This window comes from Kitasatospora sp. NPDC098652, assembly GCF_044760155.1.
Taxonomy (GTDB): Bacteria; Actinomycetota; Actinomycetes; order Streptomycetales; family Streptomycetaceae; genus Kitasatospora.
Genome location: NZ_JBIWAQ010000001.1, coordinates 829,166 through 845,992, shown reverse-complemented (window position 1 = coordinate 845,992; position 16,827 = coordinate 829,166). Strand labels below are relative to the sequence as shown.

The window sequence follows — 16,827 nt, the reverse complement described above, 5'->3', positions numbered from 1 at the left end:
GTTAGGGTCGCTCGCGGTAGTGGGTGATCTTCCGTCGTGACGGTGGCGGGGCAAGGGGTGCGTGGTGGGGCGGGAGCTGCTGTCTGCTGGTGAGGCGTGCTGGGGGCGGGCGTGCCTGGAGGTGGGGGCTTCGGGGGAGGAGCCGCTGCGGGTGGTCGAGGGGCTGCACCTGCTGGGGGAGGCCCGGTACGAGGGCTGGGAGGGGCCCGCGGCGGTGCTGGTGGACGGGGTGAGCGGGGAGGTGTTCCTCGGGCGGCCGGACGACGGCGGGGTGCTGCGGCGGGACTTGCTGGCCAGCCGTGTGGAGTGCCTGGTCGCGCTGGCGCGGGTGGTCGAGGGGCTCGGTGGGGGACGGGAGTACGGGCCGGCGGGGGTTGCCGAGCTCGTGGCGGCCGGGCGGCAGCGGCTGCGCGAGGCCGATCCGGAGCTGTACCGGCGGACGGACGGTCGGCCCGCGCACTGGGAGGCGGCGCTGACGGTCCGTGCCCTGGCGTGGGGTGCCGAGGCTGGCGGGGCGGGGGAGTTGGCGTATGCCGTCACGCCCGGGTTGGTGCAGGACCTGGCGACGGCGGAGGGGGAGGGGACCGTCCGCCGGTTCGGGGAGGACGAGTTGCCCGCGAGCGTGACCCACGGGCCGACCCGGCGGCTGCTGGTCGAGGTCGGGCTGCCGGTGTCCGAGGACTGCGTGCTCTCCGTGGACGCCGAGGGGCCGCTGGAGGGCTACGAGCCGGAGGAGGGCGACGAGGAGGAGCCCTCGGACCGGGCGTACCAGCGGGGGTTCCCGGTGCTCGGCGGGTGGATGTACGAGTTCGACGTACTGCTCGACGGTGCGACCGGGCGGGTCGAGCTCACCGATGTGTGGGGCGACGGCGGGACGGCCGCCTACCTGCACCAGGACCTCTCCGCGCTGCTGTACACGCTCTGGACCTTCCACCGGCTGCGGGCCGCCCGGGAGGAGGCGTACCGGGCACGGAAGGAAGCCCCCTGGTCGGTGTTCGACCCGTGCGAGCTGTTCGACGGCGCGGCCGAGGAGGCGCTGCGGGCGATCGACCCGGAGGCCTTCGCGAGCGAGGAGCACTTCTGGCCGATCCGGATCGACGACGGGCACATGGGCAGTTTGTTGGAGTAGTCGGATTGTGGGAGTAGTTGGAGCAGCTGGAGTAGGGGGTCGGCCGGTGGATCGGCGATTGGCCGCGGTGGTGTGGCGGCGGAAGAGGCTGCTGCTCCTGCCGGGGCTCACGGTGGCGGTGGTGGGTGGGGTCGCCGCGTCGGTGGTGTGGGCGGAGGTGCTGCTCGGGGGGAGCCTGGTGGTCGGGGTCGCCGGGCTGGTGGTGCTGTTGTTCCTGGTGACCTTCGGCAATGCGGCGATGCTGATCGCGGCCGATGACGCTCTGCGGGGGCGGGCGGTGGGGGTCGGCTCCAGTTGTGCGCGGGCGGCGGGGCGGTTGCCGGTGATCGCGGGCTGGGCGGTCGGCGGGGCTCTCACCATGCTGGTGGGGGCGGTGCTGCTGGTCGGGGTCGGCTGGTTGATGGCGAGCTACCTGGTGCTGCCGGCGCTGGTGCTCGACGATGTCGGGGTCCGCGAGGCGCTGCGGAGGTCCCGGGAGGTGTACCGGCGTGAGGGTTGGGCGAGTGCCCGGGGTTCGGGCTGGCTGGCCCTGCCGGTGGTGCTGACCTTGATGCCGTCGCTGGTGGTCCTGGTCCTGGGCCTCACCTCGAAGGACCGGGTGCTCGGTGCGCTGCTGGTCGCGGGCGCGGTGGTGTGCCTGGGCGGTGGGTTGGCGGTGACGGCGGGCCTGTCCGGGGTGTTCCGGGTCCGGTACTACCGGGAGGCGACGGGGAGGCCGGTCGAGGCCGTGTCGGTGCAGGACGTGCAGCAGGTGCAGCCGGTGTTGCACGTGTCGCCGGTGGAGTAGGACGCCAGTGGGTCGGCAGCCGTGGGGGCGGCTGCCGACCCGGGGGCCTTGCCCGGCTCAGTCGGGCAGGTGCGGGGGTGGGGTGCCGGGTCAGGGCTTGAGGACGAGGCGGATGGGGTTGCCTTCCTTGCGCTCCAGGGCCTCGACGGCGCGGGCGGCGTCGGCGAGGGGGAAGGTGCCGCTGACCGAGCGGGCGAAGTCGAGGCGGCCGCCGCGGACCAGGTCGACCAGGTCGATGACGTCCTGGCCGTCGGAGCCGTAGTGGCCCAGGATCTGCTGGCGCAGGTAGCTGACCATGGTGCCCTTGGTGATGGTCAGCGGCTTGTCGGTGAGGCCGACCAGGACCAGGCGGCCGCGTTCGCCGAGGGCGGCCACGGCCTGTTCGCGGACGGGCGCGACACCGGCGAAGTCGAAGGCGGCGGCGAGGGGGCGGCCTGCGGTGGCCTCGCGCAGGCGGTCGGCGAACTGCGGGTCGGCCGGGTCGAGGGCGGCGTCGGCGCCGAAGGCGAGGGCGCGCTCGCGGGCGGCGGGCAGCGGGTCGACGGCGACGATCGGGAAGGCGCCGATGGCGCGCAGCAGTTGGACGCCGTGGGCGCCGAGCCCGCCGACGCCCCAGACGCCGACCGGCTCGGCGGGGCGGACGGCGCCGGTGCCGGTGATGGCGGCCCACGGGGTGGAGACCGCGTCGGGGATGAAGCAGGCCTGCTCGAAGGGGAGTTCGTCGGGAATCGGGACGAGCGTGGTGGCGGTGGCGAGGGCGTACTCGGCCCAGCCGCCGTCGTAGTCCACGCCGCGGGTGTGCACCCGGCCGTTGCGGGTCTCGCCGGCCTGGAGCAGCACCCGGTCGCCGACGGCGGCGGTGGTGACGCCCGCGCCGAGGGAGTGCACGGTGCCCGCGACCTCGTGGCCGAGGGTGACCTTGTCGCCCTGGAGGAGGAAGGGCTTGAGGGTGCCGTCGATGAGGTGGACGTCGGAGAGGCAGACGCCCGCGGCCTCGACCTTGATCAGCACCTCGCCCGGTCCGGGGGTCGGGACGGGCACCTCCTCGACGGCGAACGCGCCCTTGGTGACGTCGAGGCGGCCGGCGAGCATCGTGGCGGTCATCGGGACTTCCCTTCTGCCGGGGGTGGCGGGGCCGGGGGAGTGCCTCGCCACCCCAAACTTGCTTGTTAGCCAACAAGCAAGTTCAACCCTAGCATGGTGCCATGCCCACGCACGATGACCCGGCCACCGGCACGACCGCCCGTACGACGACGGCCCGCGCGACGACAGCCCGCGCGACCGCTCCGCAGGGCGCCCAGCCCCGCCGTACCCAGGCCGAGCGCCGCGCCCACGCCGAGGCGGCGCTGATCGCCGCCGCCGCCCGGCTGATCGCCGAGCACGGCAGCACCGGGGTCACCCTGGCCAGGGTGGGGGAGGAGGCGGGGTTCAGCCGGGGCCTGGCCACCCACTACTTCGGCTCCAAGGCCGCGCTGCTCGCCCGGCTCCAGGAGGAGGCGCTGGCCGAGGCGATGGCGGCGGCCGCGCCCGAGCGCAGTGGCGCCGGGGCGGCGGAGGAGCTGTGCCGCTTCGCCCGGGGTGTGCTGGAGGGCGTGCGGAACCCGACGGACCTGGGCCGGGCCTTCGTGGTCCTGGGGGCCGAGGCCCTCGCGGGCACCTCCGAGCTGACGCCGGCGGTGGCGGAGCTGGACGCCCGGACGCGCGCCTGGGTGGTGGACGTGCTCGGCCAGACGGACGTGATCGGCCACGGTGTGGCGGACGGCGAGCTGCGGGCCGGGGTGGGCGCCGGGGTGGATGCCGGGGCCTTCGCGTTCGCCTTCGTGGGGCTGCTCAAGGGGCTGGTGGTGCAGGCGGCGGCCGCGCCGGAGGCCTTCGACGTGGCGACCGCGACCGTGGAGGCGGAGCGTTGGATCCGGTTGGCGCTCGTCGCGGACTGAGGACCGGGCGGGGGCGCGCCGCTCGGCGCCGGACTGCTGACGGTGCCGGACTGCCGACGGAACGGGGCGATTCCGGGCTACTGACGTATCGGGACTGCTGAGGAGCCGGGCTGCCGCTGGGAGCGGCTGCGGGCCGGGGGTGTTGCGATGCGGACCCGGGTGGTGGCGGGTGCCTGCTCCAGGTCGTCCAGCTGGGCGAGGATGGTGGCCCGCAGCTCGTCGTCGTCCTCGAAGTGGTGGTCGTTGAAGAGGGTGTAGCCCGTCCACATCAGGTTGGCGCACACCCGGGCCGGCACCCGCCCCGTCCGGGCGCCCATGCCGACCAGGGCCACCGAGCGGATGCTGTCCGGCGCCAGCCGGTTCTGCCGGTGGACGGCCTGGAAGGCGGCGGCGCAGGCGAGGGCGACGTTCAGCGTCTCGCTCACGTTCTGCGAGGAGGTCTGCATCGTGGGCGCCGAGATCAGGAACCTCGGGTTGACCGCACCGGAGGGCACGCAGACCGCGCTGCCCACCGGCAGGGTGCCCGCGTGCTGGTCGCGGATCGCCCGCTGCACCTTGAGCTGGATTCCCGCGCCGAGGTGGCGCTTGATCGCCGCGTCCGCCCCGCCGTCCATCCGGCCCTTGGAGTTGGTCGGGCTGACCCAGGCGTCGACCTGCTCGGTGAGGATCGAGCCCTGCCGGATCTCGATGCCGGGGGTGTCGGCGAAGGCGGCCCGCCAGGACTCGACCACCGAGGCGTTGAGGTCCGTCAGCACCACCCTGAGCAGGGGCTGCGAGCGGTTCGTCGTCATGGTGCAACTCCTTTCGTACGGGGAGGGGTTCTCCCTGTCGTTCTTCCTGTCGTTCCCGACGCTAGCGCGCAGCACTGACAATCCGTCCGGGGCCGCCCGGGGCCGTCTGGGGTCGTTCGGGCAGGTGGGCCGTCGGGCCGGATTGTCAGTGCCGACTGTTAGGAATGTGTCGTCCGCCGGAAAGCTGACGGACCGTCATCCGATGCCTTCCGTGACCCGACCAGCCGGAGTACCACCATGAGCGCTGCCGACACCTCCGCCACCAACCAGCCCGAAAAGCACGACCCGAACGACCCGTTGGCCCTCGCGGAGCTGTTCCACGGCGGGGGCGAGCCGTGGCTCCCGGTGCTCAAGCCGGTGATCGAGGCGCAGTCCGGTGCGGCCTCGTTCATCGGCCCGGCGCGCAGCCCGGAGGTCGTGCCGGTCCGCGAGCTGACCTTCCAGGCGCTCAAGCCGCACGCCCCGCACCGGTGGAAGGTGGTGGTCTTCGGGCAGAACCCGTACCCGCGCCCGGAGAGCGCCACCGGCATCGCGATGTTCGACAACGCCTTCCACGACTGGAAGGACAGCCAGTTCGGCCGGGTGATCAGCATCCGCTGCATCATCAAGGCCGCGGCGATGTGGAAGTACGGCATTCCCAAGAAGACGCCGATCGCGGACATCCGCGCGCTGTTGAAGAAGGAGGAGACGGTCCAGCCGCCGGAGTGGTTCCAGGCGATGCTGACCCAGGGCGTGCTGCTGCTGAACGCGGCGCTGACCGCCAGTGCGGACGGCGCGATGGGCCCGGAGCAGCACACCGGGTTCTGGCGGCCGGTGGCCGAGCGGATCGTGGAGGAGATCCTGCGGGCCAAGCAGGAGGCGGGGGAGGAGGACCGGGGTGTGGTCTTCGCCTGGTGGGGTGCGCACGCACGCAGCTTGAAGAGTGTGGTGCAGCGCTTGGAGAAGAAGTACCCGGCGGTCGAGGTCCGGCACATCGACCACGCCAACCCGGCGGCCCAGGGCGACATCTTCTGCGACAACGAGCACTTCGCCGCGGTGAACGCCGCGCTCGGCTCGCTCGGCGCGGACGGGATCGACTGGCTGCCGAGCAAGGGCTGGGACGCCGGCGCGGCGGCGGTCGGGGGCGCGGACGGCGGCGTCGCCGAGCGGATGGGCGCGTTCATCGCGTCCACCATGGAGCTGCACCAGCTGTACCTGGACCGGCTCGCCGGCGTGAAGGACGAGGGGCTCGAACTCCCGGCCATCAGCGGGGTGTTCGACACGCCGCTGATGGACTTCCGGGCGGCGGTGGCCCCGGTGGCCGAGCTGCTGCGCGGCCTGGACCGGCACGTCACGCTGTCGCACGAGTTCGGCAAGCGGCGGGCGGACGAGTGGGCGGCCGAGCGTGCGGCCGGGCAGGTGGCCGGCAGGTCGGACGGGCACGGCGGCGCGGGGATGCCCGACGGGCTGTCCGCGGACGCGATCGCCGCGCTGTACCTGTACACCTGCGAGTCGGCGTTCTACCGGGAGATCAACGCGGTGCTGCGCTCCCCGGACCGGGCCCGGCTGGTGCCGTACCTGCCGTACCTGCGGCTGTTGTTCGCGGCGGTGTCGCAGCTGCCGGTGCGGACGGAGCCGCTCTGGCGCGGGGTGGCGCTGGACCTGCGCAAGCAGTACCCGCTGGGGCGGACGGTGACGTGGTGGGGGGTGTCCTCCTGCACGTCCGAGCTGGGCGTGGCGAAGTCCTTCCTGGGCAGCCGGGGCAAGCGGACGCTGTTCGAGGTGCGGCCGCTGCGCGCCACGGGCATCCAGCGGTTCTCGGCGTTCACGGGCGAGGAGGAGTACATCCTGCTGCCCGGTACCCAGTTGGAGGTCACGGACGTGCAGGCCCAGCGCGGCGGGCTGTGCACGGTGACGCTGACCGAGGTTGCGGAGGCGCCGTTGGTGTCCTGAGCCGCCGACCCGTCCACGAGCGGGCATCCGACCAAGTTAATATCTTTACCGGGTTAAGCTAAGCTGGATCCTTCGGACGACAGTCGAGTCGAGCGCGGAGGAAGCCATGACGACAGGAGCCGAGGACCTCGACCGTGAGCTGGCGCGCGAGCGGGCCCACGTCGAGGCCTGCCGGGCGGCGATGGCCCGGCAGGTCGAGGACGCCGCCCACCAGGTCGTCGCCGGGGAGGACGTCTCGGGCGACGGTGCCAGCGCCGAGGCGCTGGGCCGCTACCTGCGGACCCGCGCCAAACGGATGCGGGAGTTGCCGGACAGCCCCGCCTTCTTCGGCCGCCTCGACTTCGGCGACGGGCCCGGTGCCGGGGACCACCGGGGGCAGCGCTACTACGTCGGGCGGCAGCGGATCTCCGAGGACCCGACGGCGCCACCGCTGGTGATCGACTGGCGGGCCCCGGTCTCCCGGGCGTTCTACCGGGCGAGCGCCACCGACCCGCTCGGGCTCGCCGGGCGCCGACGCTTCGGCTGGGCGCCGTCGAGCCCGGGCCGACCGGAGGACCTGACCGGGCTGGAGGACGAGCGGCTGGACACGGCGACCGGACCCGGGTCCGAGTCAGGGCCCGGCCGCCCCGGTGGCCTCCTCGCCGCCGAGATCGAGCGCCCGCGCACCGGGCCGATGCGCGACATCGTCGCCACCATCCAGCCCGAGCAGGACGCGCTGGTGCGCGGCGAACTGGCCGAGTCGGTCTGCGTCCAGGGCGCGCCCGGCAGCGGCAAGACCGCCGTCGGCCTGCACCGCGCCGCCTACCTGCTGTACAGCTTCCCGCAGCGGATCCGGCGCAGCGGCCTGCTGGTGATCGGCCCCAACCGGACCTTCCTGCGCTACATCGCGGAGGTCCTCCCCGCGCTGGGCGAGCTCGACGTCTCCCAGCGCACTGTGGAGGACCTGGTCGCCACCCGCCCGGCCACCGCGGTGGACGACGCGCGGGCCGCCGCGCTCAAGCACGACGCCCGGATGGCGGAGGTGCTGCGCCGGGCGCTGTACGGCCGGATCAGGACCACCGGCGCCGAGCCGTTGGCCGTCCCGGAGGGCTCCTACCGCTGGCGGGTCCCCGCCGAGCGGCTCGACCGGCTGGTGGCCGAGGTCCGCGGGCAGGCACCGCCGTACGCGATCGGGCGGGAGAACCTCCGCGCCCGGGTGGTGGCCCTGCTCCAGCAGCAGGCCGAACGCCGCACCGACGTCAAGAACGCCACCTGGCAGCAGAAGGTCGGCCGCTGCCGACCGGTCGCGGCGTTCGTGGAGGCGGCCTGGCCCGCGCTGCGCCCGGAGGCCGTGCTGGCCGCGCTGCTCGGCGACCCCGCCGTGCTGGCCGAGGCGGCGGAGGGCCTGTTCGACGCCGAGGAGCAGGCCGCGCTCCTCTGGTGTCGGCCGCCGCGCTCGGAGAGGAGCGCCAAGTGGTCCGAGCCCGACCTGCTGCTGCTCGACGAGCTGGCCGGGCTGATCGAGCGCCCGGCGAGCTTCGGCCATGTGGTGGTGGACGAAGCCCAGGACCTCTCCCCGATGCAGTGCCGGGCGATCGCCCGGCGCAGCGCCTTCGGCTCGCTCACCGTCCTGGGCGACCTCGCCCAGGCCACCGCGCCCTGGTCGGCCCGCGGCTGGGGCGAGCAACTCGCCCACCTGGGCAAGCCGCAGGCCGCGCTGGTGCCGCTGACCACCGGCTACCGGGTCCCCGCCGCGGTGACGGCGCTGGCCAACCGGCTGCTGCCGGCCCTGGACGTGGACGTGCCGCCCGCCGTCTCGCTGCGCCGGGACGGCGAGGTGGCCGTCCGGGCGGTGTCCGACCTCGACGCGGCGCTAGGGCGTGTCTGACAATTCCCGCCGGGCGCGCGACGCTGGGGCACGCACCTCGCCGCGTTGTCGTCAGTCGCCGATGCTCCGCATGGACTCCCTCCTCCGCCTTGCGATGCACGCACCCCAACGCCGCGCGCTGATCCGACGCGAATTGTCAGACACGCCCTGGTGGCCGCGGTGCGCGCCGCGCTGGAGCGGGAGGGTTCGATCGCGGTGATCGCCGCGGACGCGGCGGTGGCGGGGGCGGGCGCCGCGCTCGGGGCGGCCGGGATCCCGAGCGCCCCGGCCGAGGAGGCCGCCCCCGCGGCCCGGGTCACCCTGCTGCCGGCCTCGCTCGCCAAGGGGCTGGAGTACGACCATGTGATCGCCCTGGAGCCGGCCGCCATCGCGGAGGCCGAACCGCGTGGGCTGCACCGGCTGTACGTGGTGCTGACCCGCGCGGTGTCCCGGCTGGACCTCCTGCACACCCGCCCGCTCCCGGGCCCGCTGGCCGGGGGCTGAACCGGCCGGCCACCGCCCCCGGCCCCGGCGTGCTGACGCCCGTTCTCCGCGCCGTCGCCCGGGAGTTCGGGTTCGTGGACCGACCGTCCGGGCGGCGGCGGCCCTCGCCCCGTCCGGCTCGGCGCCCTCGCGGTCGTGCCCGCCCGCCGCCGGGCCGTACCGCACGGGCGCCGCCGGATAAGCCAATGCGAGTTCCCCGCGAGTTGCGCCCCCGATTCCCGGGCGCGGTGGGCGGGTTGTCGAAACGGCCCATTCGGGAGGGGGCGCTGCCGGGGGCTGGCCGGTTATCGCCAACTATTGAGCGTGCTCACTCAGCTGAGGTACAGTCATCAGCGGTTGATCGGCACACTATTCATCATCCTCGATGGCAGAACCGACCAGGCGGCACAACCGGCCTCCGCAGAGCGGCGATCCAGTGACGGATCGAATGAGTTCTGACATCTTTTCCAGAAAGGCCGCTTCGGAGACCATGGACTTTCCGGACGACCTCGGGCCAAAAGCCGGACTTCCTGGATGGCGCCCGTGAACGGCCAGATACTCCCCGACAAATGGTTCGTTTCCCGAGAATTGCGTCCGGAGGCGCCGGTCAGGCTCGTCTGCTTCCCCTATGCGGGGGGCGGCACGTCCATCTACACGCGCTGGCCCGCCGCGCTCGGCCCCGAGGTCGAGGTCGCCGCGCTGGCCCTGCCGGGCCGGGAGCGCCGACTCGGTGAGCCCGCGGCCGTCGACGTGGACCGGATCGCCGAGGCCGTCGCGGCCACCACCGACCGCCCGTACGCGCTGTTCGGCCACTCGATGGGCGGCCTGCTCGCCTTCGAGGTGGTCCGGTGGCTGCGCCGGGCCGGGGCCGAACTGCCCGTCCACCTCTTCGTGTCGGGCTGCCCCCGGCCCGACCAGCCGCGGGGCGACGACATCTTCGACGGCCTGTCGGCGCTGCCCGACGACGCCATGCTCCAGCGGCTGGTCCGCGGTGGCGGCCTGCCCGCCTTCGTGCTGGACGAGCCGGAGCTGCTGGAACTCGTCCTGCCCGTCTGCCGGGCCGACTTCGGCTGGCTGGACGCGTACGACTGCGGTGACGAGCCGCCGGTGCCGGTGCCGATCACCGCCTTCGTCGGCAACGAGGACGCCTCGGCCCGACCCGAGGACGCGGCCGGCTGGGCCGCGCACACCACCGGACCATTCGCCCAACACGTCCTGCCGGGCGGTCACTTCTTCCTCGACGACAACCTGGACGCCATCGGCCGGGCCGTCCGTGCCGGGATCGGGAGCCCCGTGGCCTGATGCCGCGGGCCCCGGCAGGGGGCCGCGAGACGGGCAGGCCCCGGTCCGCGACGGTTGGAACGACGAGGTCAGGAACTGCGATGGCGGATGGAACCACCGGGTCGGCCGGGCCCGGCGCGGAGGGGGAGCGGATCGCCCGGGCGGCCCACGGCCAGGAACTGGTCTGGCGGACCGGCCGCCGCTCCGGGGGCCTGCTGCTCCAGCACGTGGCCGACACCTTCCGGTTGGACGCCGCGGTCGACGAGGAGCAGCTCCGGTCGGCGCTGGCCGCGCTGACCGCCCGGCACACCGCGCTGCGGACCTCGGTGCGGGTGCTGGACGGCGAACTGCGGCAGGTGGTGCACCCGGCGATCGAGCTGCCGGTGGAGTTCACCGACCTCAGCGGCCCGGACGACGGCAAGCGCGCCGAGCGGCTGGCCGAGCTCGCCGACCAGGCCGCCGTGCTGCCCTTCGACCCGGCCCGGGCGCCGCTGTGGCGGGCCGTCGCGGTCCGGCTCGGCGAGGCGGACTGGGCGGTGGTCCTGGTCGCCCACCAACTGGTCTGCGACCCGGCCTCGTTGTTCCTGCTCAACGCCGAGCTCGCCGAACTGTGCGCCGCCGAGGAGCAGGGCCGGGCCCCGGTGCTGCCGGACCGGCTGCTGGACTTCGCCGACCTCGCGGACCGGCAGTACGAGCGGGACCGGCAGCACGAGCGGGCGAGCCGGCAGTACGAGCGGGACCGGCAGCACGAGCGGGCGGGCCGGCAGTACGAGCGGGAACGGCAGCACGAGCGGGACGGGAACCTCGACAGGGAGCAGCAACTCCGCCGGGAACTCCCCTCCGACACGGCCGAGTTCTGGCACGCCCGGCTGGCCGACCGGCCGACCGGCCACGGCCTCCCGCTGGACCGGCCCCGCCCGGCCGCCCGGGCCTTCGCGGGCGCCGAGGTCCGCGCCGAGTTCCCGTACGGCCTGGCGGCCGCGCTGCGGGCGGGCGCCCACCGGCTCGGTGGGTCGCCGGCCCCGGTGCTGCTGGCCGGCTACGCGGCGCTGCTGCACCACCGCTCCGGCCGGACCGACCACCTGATCGGCGTGCCCGTCTCGGGCCGGCGCCGGCCCGAGACGCTGTCGCTGGTCGGGGCCCTGGCCGGCCAGGTGGTGCTGCGGCTGGACACCTCCGGCGACCCGTCCTTCGCCGCGCTGGTGGAGCGCGTCCAGGGCGTCGCCTCCGCCGCCTGGCAACACCAGGAGCTGCCCGTACCGGAGTTGGGGCAGCTGTCCGCCGGGCAGGCGCCGGGCGCGCCCGTCCACCAGCTGGCCTTCAACCTCGCCGAGGGCGAGCTCGGCGCCCCCTGCGGCTATGCCGAGGACGACCTGCTGCTCGAAGTGGCCGACCGCGCCGCCCGGTTGGTGTACGACACCGAGCTGTTCGCCCCCGCCACCGCGCGCGCACTGCTCGACGACTTCCTGGCGCTGCTCGCCGCTGGCCTCGCCGAACCGGCCGCCCCGCTGGCCGGGCTGCCCGCGGCGGCCGCCGCCCGCCGGGCACCCGGCGCGGCCGGGCACCCCGGCCGGCGGGACGGTCGGCGGGACGGCCGGGCCGAGAGTTTCCCCACCGGCAGCCTCGGACCGGCCGGGCCGGAGGGTCCGGGCGAGGGCCGGTCCGCCCCATCGGTTCTTCTGAGGAGCACGCAATGACGGTGACCGGTCGGATCGTCGGCATCCCGAGCGAGGTGTGGCACGAGGAGGTGCTGGCACCCCAGTTCGCCTACGAGGCCGAGCACCTGCTGCGGCACTACGTGGCGATCGAGAAGGTGCTGCTGCTGGAGTACCGGCGGATGGGGCTGGTCGACGGGGCGGGCACCGCCGCGATCGCCGCCCGCCTGGACACGGTCGACCAGGACGGCATCCGGGCGAACCCGAGCGAGAACATGTCGGACATCTCCTTCGCCCTGGAGCGGCACGTCGCGGCCGGCCCGGTCGCGCCGTTCGCCGCCTGGCACGCCGACCGCAGCCGCAACGACCTCCAGGTCTGCGCCCAACTGCTGTCCGCCCGTGAGCAGGTCCGGGCGCTGGCCGCCGACCTGCTGGCCTTCGACGCGGCCGTCCGGGCGCTCGCCGCGGGCGCCGTCGAGGTGCCGATGCCCGGCTACACCCACGCCCAGGCCGCCCAGGTGATCAGCCCCGGCTTCTACCTGGCCGCGCTGTCCAGCGAGACGCTGACCGCCGTGCGCCGACTGCTGGCCGCGTACGACGAGATCGACGCCTGCCCGCTGGGCGCCGGCAGCATGGCCGGGCAGGAACTCGACTGGGACCGCTCCCGGATGGCCGGGCTGCTCGGCTTCGCCCGGCCCCAGCCGCACGCCCTGGTCGCCGTCGCCTCGCGCGGCTGGGCGCTGGCGATCGCGGCCGAGGCGGCGAACTTCGCCGTCGCGCTGAGCCGCTTCACCACCGACCTGATGGCCTGGGGCGGCAGCGCCCACGGCTTCCTGGACCTCCCGGACGAGCTGTCCGGGATCTCCGCCGCGATGCCGCAGAAGAAGAACTTCCCCGTGCTGGAGCGGATCCGCGGCCGCTGCGCGCTGGTCGCGGGCAGCGCGGCCGAACTGGCGGCGGCCCAGCGCAACACCCCGTACACCAACACCGTCGAGGTCTCCAAGGAGGCCGGCGCCCACCTGCGGGTGCAGACCGAGGCGCTGCGCTCGACCCTGCGGCTGGCGCACGCCGTGGTCACCGGGCTGGTGTTCCGCGCCGACCGGATGCGGGCGGCCTGCGAGGGCGAGTTCCTCGGCGGCTTCACCCTGGCCAACCGGCTGACCCTGGACGAGGGCGTGCCCTGGCGGACGGCGCAGATCATCGCCGGGCGCTACATCAGGGCCGCGCTGGACAAGGGCCTGGCCCCGGCCGACGGGGACGCGGCGCTGCTGGCGGCGGTCGCGGAGGAGGCCGGGCACCGGCTGGCCGGGCCGCAGGAGCTGCTGGCGGCCTCGCTGAGCGTCGAGGCGGGCCTGCGCGCCAAGACCTCGGTCGGCTCGACCCACCCCGACCAGGTCCGCGCCACCCTTGCCGAACTCGGCGCCGAGCAGGAGCGGTTGACCGAGTGCTGGGCGAAGCGGGCCGCGGTCGTACGGGCGGCCGCGGACGAGGTCGCGGCGCTGCTCGCGGCCCCGGCGGACGCCCCGGCAGACGCCTCGGCAGTCGCCCCGGCGGGGGCCCCGGCGGACGCCCCGGCGCAGCGGTGACCCCGCCCTCCTCCGCGCGCCCGGCCCCGGCCCCGGCCCCGGCGGCGGCCCCGTCCGCCGGAGCCGTCCCGCCGCCGCGCCGCCCGTCCTTCGCCTCCCCCCGCCCCGGCGTCGACCTGCGCACCGGCTCGGCCCGCGCCTTCGGCACCTTCGGCGAGCTGCTCCAGGGCGCCCTGCCCGGCGGCCAGGAGTTCCTGGTGACGCTGCCGGTCGACCGCTGGGCGCGGGCCCGCTTCCGGCTCGACCCGGGCGGCCCGCTGCGGGTGTTCCCCTCGCACAAGACCAAGACCCGGCGGGTGGCCGAGGCGATGCTCGCGGCCTGCGGTCGCCCGGCCGGCGGGGTGCTGCTGCTGGACGGCGACCTGCCGGTCGGCAAGGGCATGGCCAGCTCCTCGGCCGACCTGGTGGCCACCGTGCGGGCGGTCGGCGCCGCGGTGGGCCTGGACACCTCGCCCGCCGAGGTGGAGCGCTGGCTGCGCCCGATCGAGCCGACCGACGGGGTGATGCACCCCGAGGTGGTGGCCTTCGAGCACCGCGAGGTGCGGCTGCGCGAGCGCCTGGGCGGCCTGCCGGCGGCGACCGTGGTCGCGGTGGACGAGGGCGGGCTGCTGGACACGGTGGCGTTCAACCGGGTGCCGAAGGTGTTCTCCCCGGCGCAGCGCGCCGAGTACGCGGAGCTGCTGGCCGAGCTGGGTGCGGCGGTGCGGGCCGGGGACCTCGCCCGGGTGGGGGCGGTGACCAGCCGCAGCGCGGTGCTGAACCAGCGGCTGGCGCCCAAGCGCAACCTCGACGCGGTGCTGGCGATCGCCGAACGGGTCGGCGCCGCAGGGGTGGTGTGCGCGCACAGCGGCACCCTGCTGGGTGTCCTGTTGGACGAGAGCGACGCCGACCACGGGCCCCGGCTCGCCGCCGCCCTGGCGGCCTGTTCGACCCTGCCCGGCACCACCAGCACGGTGCGGGCCCTCACCCTTCAGGACATGGAGCTTGCTGATGCGGCATGAATCGATCGTCGACGCCATCGGCCACACGCCACTGGTCCGGCTGCGGGTGCCCGCGCCGGAGGGCGTCGAGGTGTACGCGAAGCTGGAGCTGGCGAACGCCTTCGCGATGAAGGACCGGGTGGCCCGGCAGGTCGTCACCGAGGCCCGCCGCTCCGGGGCCCTGCGGCCCGGGGCGCCGATCGTGGAGAGCTCCTCGGGGACGATGGCGCTCGGCCTGGCGCTGGTGGGCACCCACCTGGGGCACCCGGTGCACATCGTCACCGATCCGCGGATCGACCCGATCACCCTGGCCAAGCTGCGCACCCTGGGCTGCGAGGTGCACGTGGTGTCGGCGATGGGAGACCAGGGCTGGCAGTCGGCCCGGCTGGACCTGCTGGCCGAGCTGATGACCGGTCTGCCGGGCGCGTTCTGGCCGCAGCAGTACTCCAACCCGCAGAACCCGGCGGCCTACCGGGGCTTGGCCGAGGAGCTGGTGGACGACCTCGGCACGGTGGACGTGGTGGTGGGCTCGGTGGGCAGCGGCGGGTCGCTGTGCGGGACGTCCCGGGCCCTGCTGGAACGTTTCCCCGAGCTGACGGTGGTCGGCGTGGACGCCGTCGGCAGTGTGCTGTTCGGCCAGCCCGACGTGCCGACCCGGCGTCAGTCCGGCCTCGGCAACAGCCTCTACCCGGACAACATCGACTACCGGCTGATCGACGAGGTGCACTGGCTCTCCGACGACGAGGCCTTCGCCGCGACCCGGGCGCTGGCCCGGGAGCAGAAGATCTTCGCCGGGAACACCTCCGGCTCGGTCTACCGAGTGCTGACCCACCTGGCGGCGCACGCCGCGCCCGGCACCAAGCTGGTCGGCATCATGCCGGACCGCGGCGACCGCTACGTGGACACGGTGTACGCCGCCGACGCCGCGGTGTCCGGCACCGCAGCCGCCCGAGCCGGAGCCACGACCGGCGACGCCCCCGTGATCGCCACCGAGCCCACCCCCGTCCGCTACGGCGAGCTGGTCAGCACCTGGTCGTACGCGCGGATATCCCGCCGGGAGCGCCCGCTGCTGTTCTTCGTGGAGTCCAACACCACCGGCACCGGCATGCTCGCGCTGACCACGGCCGTGCGGCTCGGCCTGGAGCCGGTGCTGTTCGTGGTGGACCCGGCCCGCTACCAGGGCCTGGCGGAGACCGGCGCCCGGGTGGTGGTCTGCGACACCGACGACCCGGAGGCGCTGCGCAAGGCCGCCGAGGTGGCGGCCGGTGACCGCGAGGTGGCGGGCGTGACCACGACCAGCGAGTACTACCTGGTCCAGTCGGCCGCGCTGGCCGAGGGGCTGGGCGTGGCGGCCAACCCGGCGGCGGCGCTGGCCGCCTGCCGGGACAAGTCGGCGACCCGGCGCACCCTGCTGGCGCACGGGGTGCGCCAGCCCCGGTTCGCCGAGGTGCGCGACCCGGCCGAGGTGGAGGCGGCGGTCGCGGCGGTGGGCCTGCCCTGCGTGGTGAAGCCGGTGGACGAGTCCGGCTCGCACGAGGTGCTCTGGTGCGAGGACGTCGCCACCGTCGCCGAGCAGGCCCGCAAGCTGCTGGCCGTCACCCGCAACGTGCGCGGCCAGGCCAGCGCCGGGACGGTGCTGGTGGAGGAGTACCTGACCGGGCCGGAGTTCAGCGCCGAGATGTTCCGGGCGGACGGCGAGACGTACTGCGTCGGCATCACCCAGCGCACCGTCAGCGAGCTGCCGTACTTCGTGGAGACCGGGCACCTGTTCCCGGCCGTGCTGCCCGAGGAGACGGCGGCGGCGATGGCCGACACCGCCCGGCGGAGCCTGGCGGCGGTCGGCCTGGAGCGCGGCCCGGCGCACGTCGAGCTGCGGCTGACCGCCGACGGGCCGGCCGTGATCGAGATCAACGCCCGGCTGGCCGGTGGCATGATCCCGGAGCTGATCCGGCCCGCGACCGGCATCGACCTGCTGGACCAGCAGATCCGGGCCGCCGCCGGGCTGCCGCTGAACCTGACCCCGGAGCGGTCCCGCTCGGCGGGGATCCGCTTCCTGATCGCCGCCGATCAGGGCCGGCTGACGGCCGTCGAGGGCGTCGAGCGGGCGGCCGCGGTCGCCGGGGTGGAGCGGGTCACCGTGACGGCGGCCGCCGGGCGCGCGGTGCGGCCGGTGCGGGAGGCGTACGACCGGCTGGGGCACGTGATCGCGGTCGGGGACGGCCCCGAGGAGGTGGGCGGGGCGCTGGACGCCGCGCTGGCCGAGCTGACGGTCGTGGTCGAGGCCGAGTAGCCGCGGCGTACGGGGGAGGGGCGGGGGGCCCCCCCCCGCGGGGGGCCCCCCCCCCCCCCCGGGGGGCCCGCCCCCGGGGGGGGCCCCCGGCCCCGCCGGGCCCCCCCCCCCCCCCCCCCCCCCCCCCCCC

At 75.1% G+C, this 16,827-nt stretch carries 11 protein-coding genes and 1 pseudogene; 10 read left to right on the top strand and 2 right to left on the bottom strand.

Annotation, left to right across the window (positions count from 1 at the left end):
• The first annotated feature begins 64 nt into the window (after positions 1-64).
• Together ACIQWA_RS03610 and ACIQWA_RS03605 are read left to right on the top strand one after the other, a co-directional pair.
• The gene (locus ACIQWA_RS03610) at positions 65-1,129 is read left to right on the top strand and encodes an SUKH-4 family immunity protein (protein WP_402477599.1); all 1,065 of its coding nucleotides are present in this window, start codon (positions 65-67) and stop codon (positions 1,127-1,129) included.
• A 46-nt stretch (positions 1,130-1,175) separates the two neighbouring features.
• Positions 1,176-1,916, top strand: coding sequence for a hypothetical protein (locus ACIQWA_RS03605; protein ID WP_402477595.1), 741 nt, complete (start codon positions 1,176-1,178; stop codon positions 1,914-1,916).
• A 90-nt stretch (positions 1,917-2,006) separates the two neighbouring features.
• Here ACIQWA_RS03605 and ACIQWA_RS03600 read toward each other — a convergent pair whose 3' ends face one another.
• Positions 2,007-3,020, bottom strand: coding sequence for a zinc-binding dehydrogenase (locus tag ACIQWA_RS03600; RefSeq protein WP_402477592.1), 1,014 nt, complete (start codon positions 3,018-3,020; stop codon positions 2,007-2,009).
• A 101-nt stretch (positions 3,021-3,121) separates the two neighbouring features.
• Between ACIQWA_RS03600 and ACIQWA_RS03595 the strand changes: the two genes are divergently transcribed.
• Entirely contained in the window at positions 3,122-3,853 is a 732-nt protein-coding gene (locus tag ACIQWA_RS03595; RefSeq protein ID WP_402477590.1) for a TetR/AcrR family transcriptional regulator, read from the top strand.
• A gap of 77 nt (positions 3,854-3,930) precedes the next feature.
• Here the strand turns inward: ACIQWA_RS03595 and ACIQWA_RS03590 are convergent, their stop codons facing one another.
• Positions 3,931-4,644: a macro domain-containing protein gene (locus ACIQWA_RS03590; RefSeq protein ID WP_402477587.1), complete on the bottom strand. Its 714-nt coding sequence runs from the start codon at positions 4,642-4,644 to the stop codon at positions 3,931-3,933.
• Positions 4,645-4,881: 237 nt separating this feature from the next.
• Between ACIQWA_RS03590 and ACIQWA_RS03585 the strand changes: the two genes are divergently transcribed.
• The 7 genes and pseudogenes from ACIQWA_RS03585 to ACIQWA_RS03555 all read left to right on the top strand — a co-directional run bounded on the left by ACIQWA_RS03585 (position 4,882) and on the right by ACIQWA_RS03555 (position 16,697).
• A complete protein-coding gene (locus tag ACIQWA_RS03585; protein ID WP_402477584.1) occupies positions 4,882-6,576 on the top strand; it encodes an ADP-ribosyltransferase domain-containing protein in 1,695 nt (564 codons plus the stop codon).
• A gap of 106 nt (positions 6,577-6,682) precedes the next feature.
• Positions 6,683-8,926: pseudogene (locus tag ACIQWA_RS03580) on the top strand (HelD family protein).
• A 522-nt stretch (positions 8,927-9,448) separates the two neighbouring features.
• Entirely contained in the window at positions 9,449-10,207 is a 759-nt protein-coding gene (locus tag ACIQWA_RS03575) for a thioesterase II family protein (RefSeq protein WP_402477581.1), read from the top strand.
• Positions 10,208-10,287: 80 nt separating this feature from the next.
• Positions 10,288-11,883, top strand: a complete 1,596-nt coding sequence (locus ACIQWA_RS03570) for a condensation domain-containing protein (RefSeq protein ID WP_402477579.1) — start codon at positions 10,288-10,290, stop codon at positions 11,881-11,883.
• Positions 11,880-13,427: a lyase family protein gene (locus ACIQWA_RS03565; protein ID WP_402477576.1), complete on the top strand. Its 1,548-nt coding sequence runs from the start codon at positions 11,880-11,882 to the stop codon at positions 13,425-13,427. The genes ACIQWA_RS03570 and ACIQWA_RS03565 overlap by 4 nt, the downstream gene beginning before the upstream one ends.
• Positions 13,424-14,428 (top strand): kinase, encoded by a 1,005-nt coding sequence (locus ACIQWA_RS03560; protein ID WP_402477573.1) that lies wholly within the window; start codon positions 13,424-13,426, stop codon positions 14,426-14,428. The genes ACIQWA_RS03565 and ACIQWA_RS03560 overlap by 4 nt, the downstream gene beginning before the upstream one ends.
• Positions 14,418-16,697: a pyridoxal-phosphate dependent enzyme gene (locus ACIQWA_RS03555; RefSeq protein ID WP_402477570.1), complete on the top strand. Its 2,280-nt coding sequence runs from the start codon at positions 14,418-14,420 to the stop codon at positions 16,695-16,697. The genes ACIQWA_RS03560 and ACIQWA_RS03555 overlap by 11 nt, the downstream gene beginning before the upstream one ends.
• Positions 16,698-16,827: the final 130 nt, after the last annotated feature.

Excerpts from the sequence above, each read along its gene's own strand:
- ACIQWA_RS03600 (WP_402477592.1), bottom strand. The coding sequence starts at position 3,020 with ATGACCGCCACGATGCTCGCCGGCCGCCTCGACGTCACCAAGGGCGCG.
- ACIQWA_RS03595 (WP_402477590.1), top strand. The coding sequence starts at position 3,122 with ATGCCCACGCACGATGACCCGGCCACCGGCACGACCGCCCGTACGACG.
- ACIQWA_RS03590 (WP_402477587.1), bottom strand. The coding sequence starts at position 4,644 with ATGACGACGAACCGCTCGCAGCCCCTGCTCAGGGTGGTGCTGACGGAC.
- ACIQWA_RS03585 (WP_402477584.1), top strand. The coding sequence starts at position 4,882 with ATGAGCGCTGCCGACACCTCCGCCACCAACCAGCCCGAAAAGCACGAC.
- ACIQWA_RS03570 (WP_402477579.1), top strand. The coding sequence starts at position 10,288 with ATGGCGGATGGAACCACCGGGTCGGCCGGGCCCGGCGCGGAGGGGGAG.
- ACIQWA_RS03565 (WP_402477576.1), top strand. The coding sequence starts at position 11,880 with ATGACGGTGACCGGTCGGATCGTCGGCATCCCGAGCGAGGTGTGGCAC.
- ACIQWA_RS03555 (WP_402477570.1), top strand. The coding sequence starts at position 14,418 with ATGCGGCATGAATCGATCGTCGACGCCATCGGCCACACGCCACTGGTC.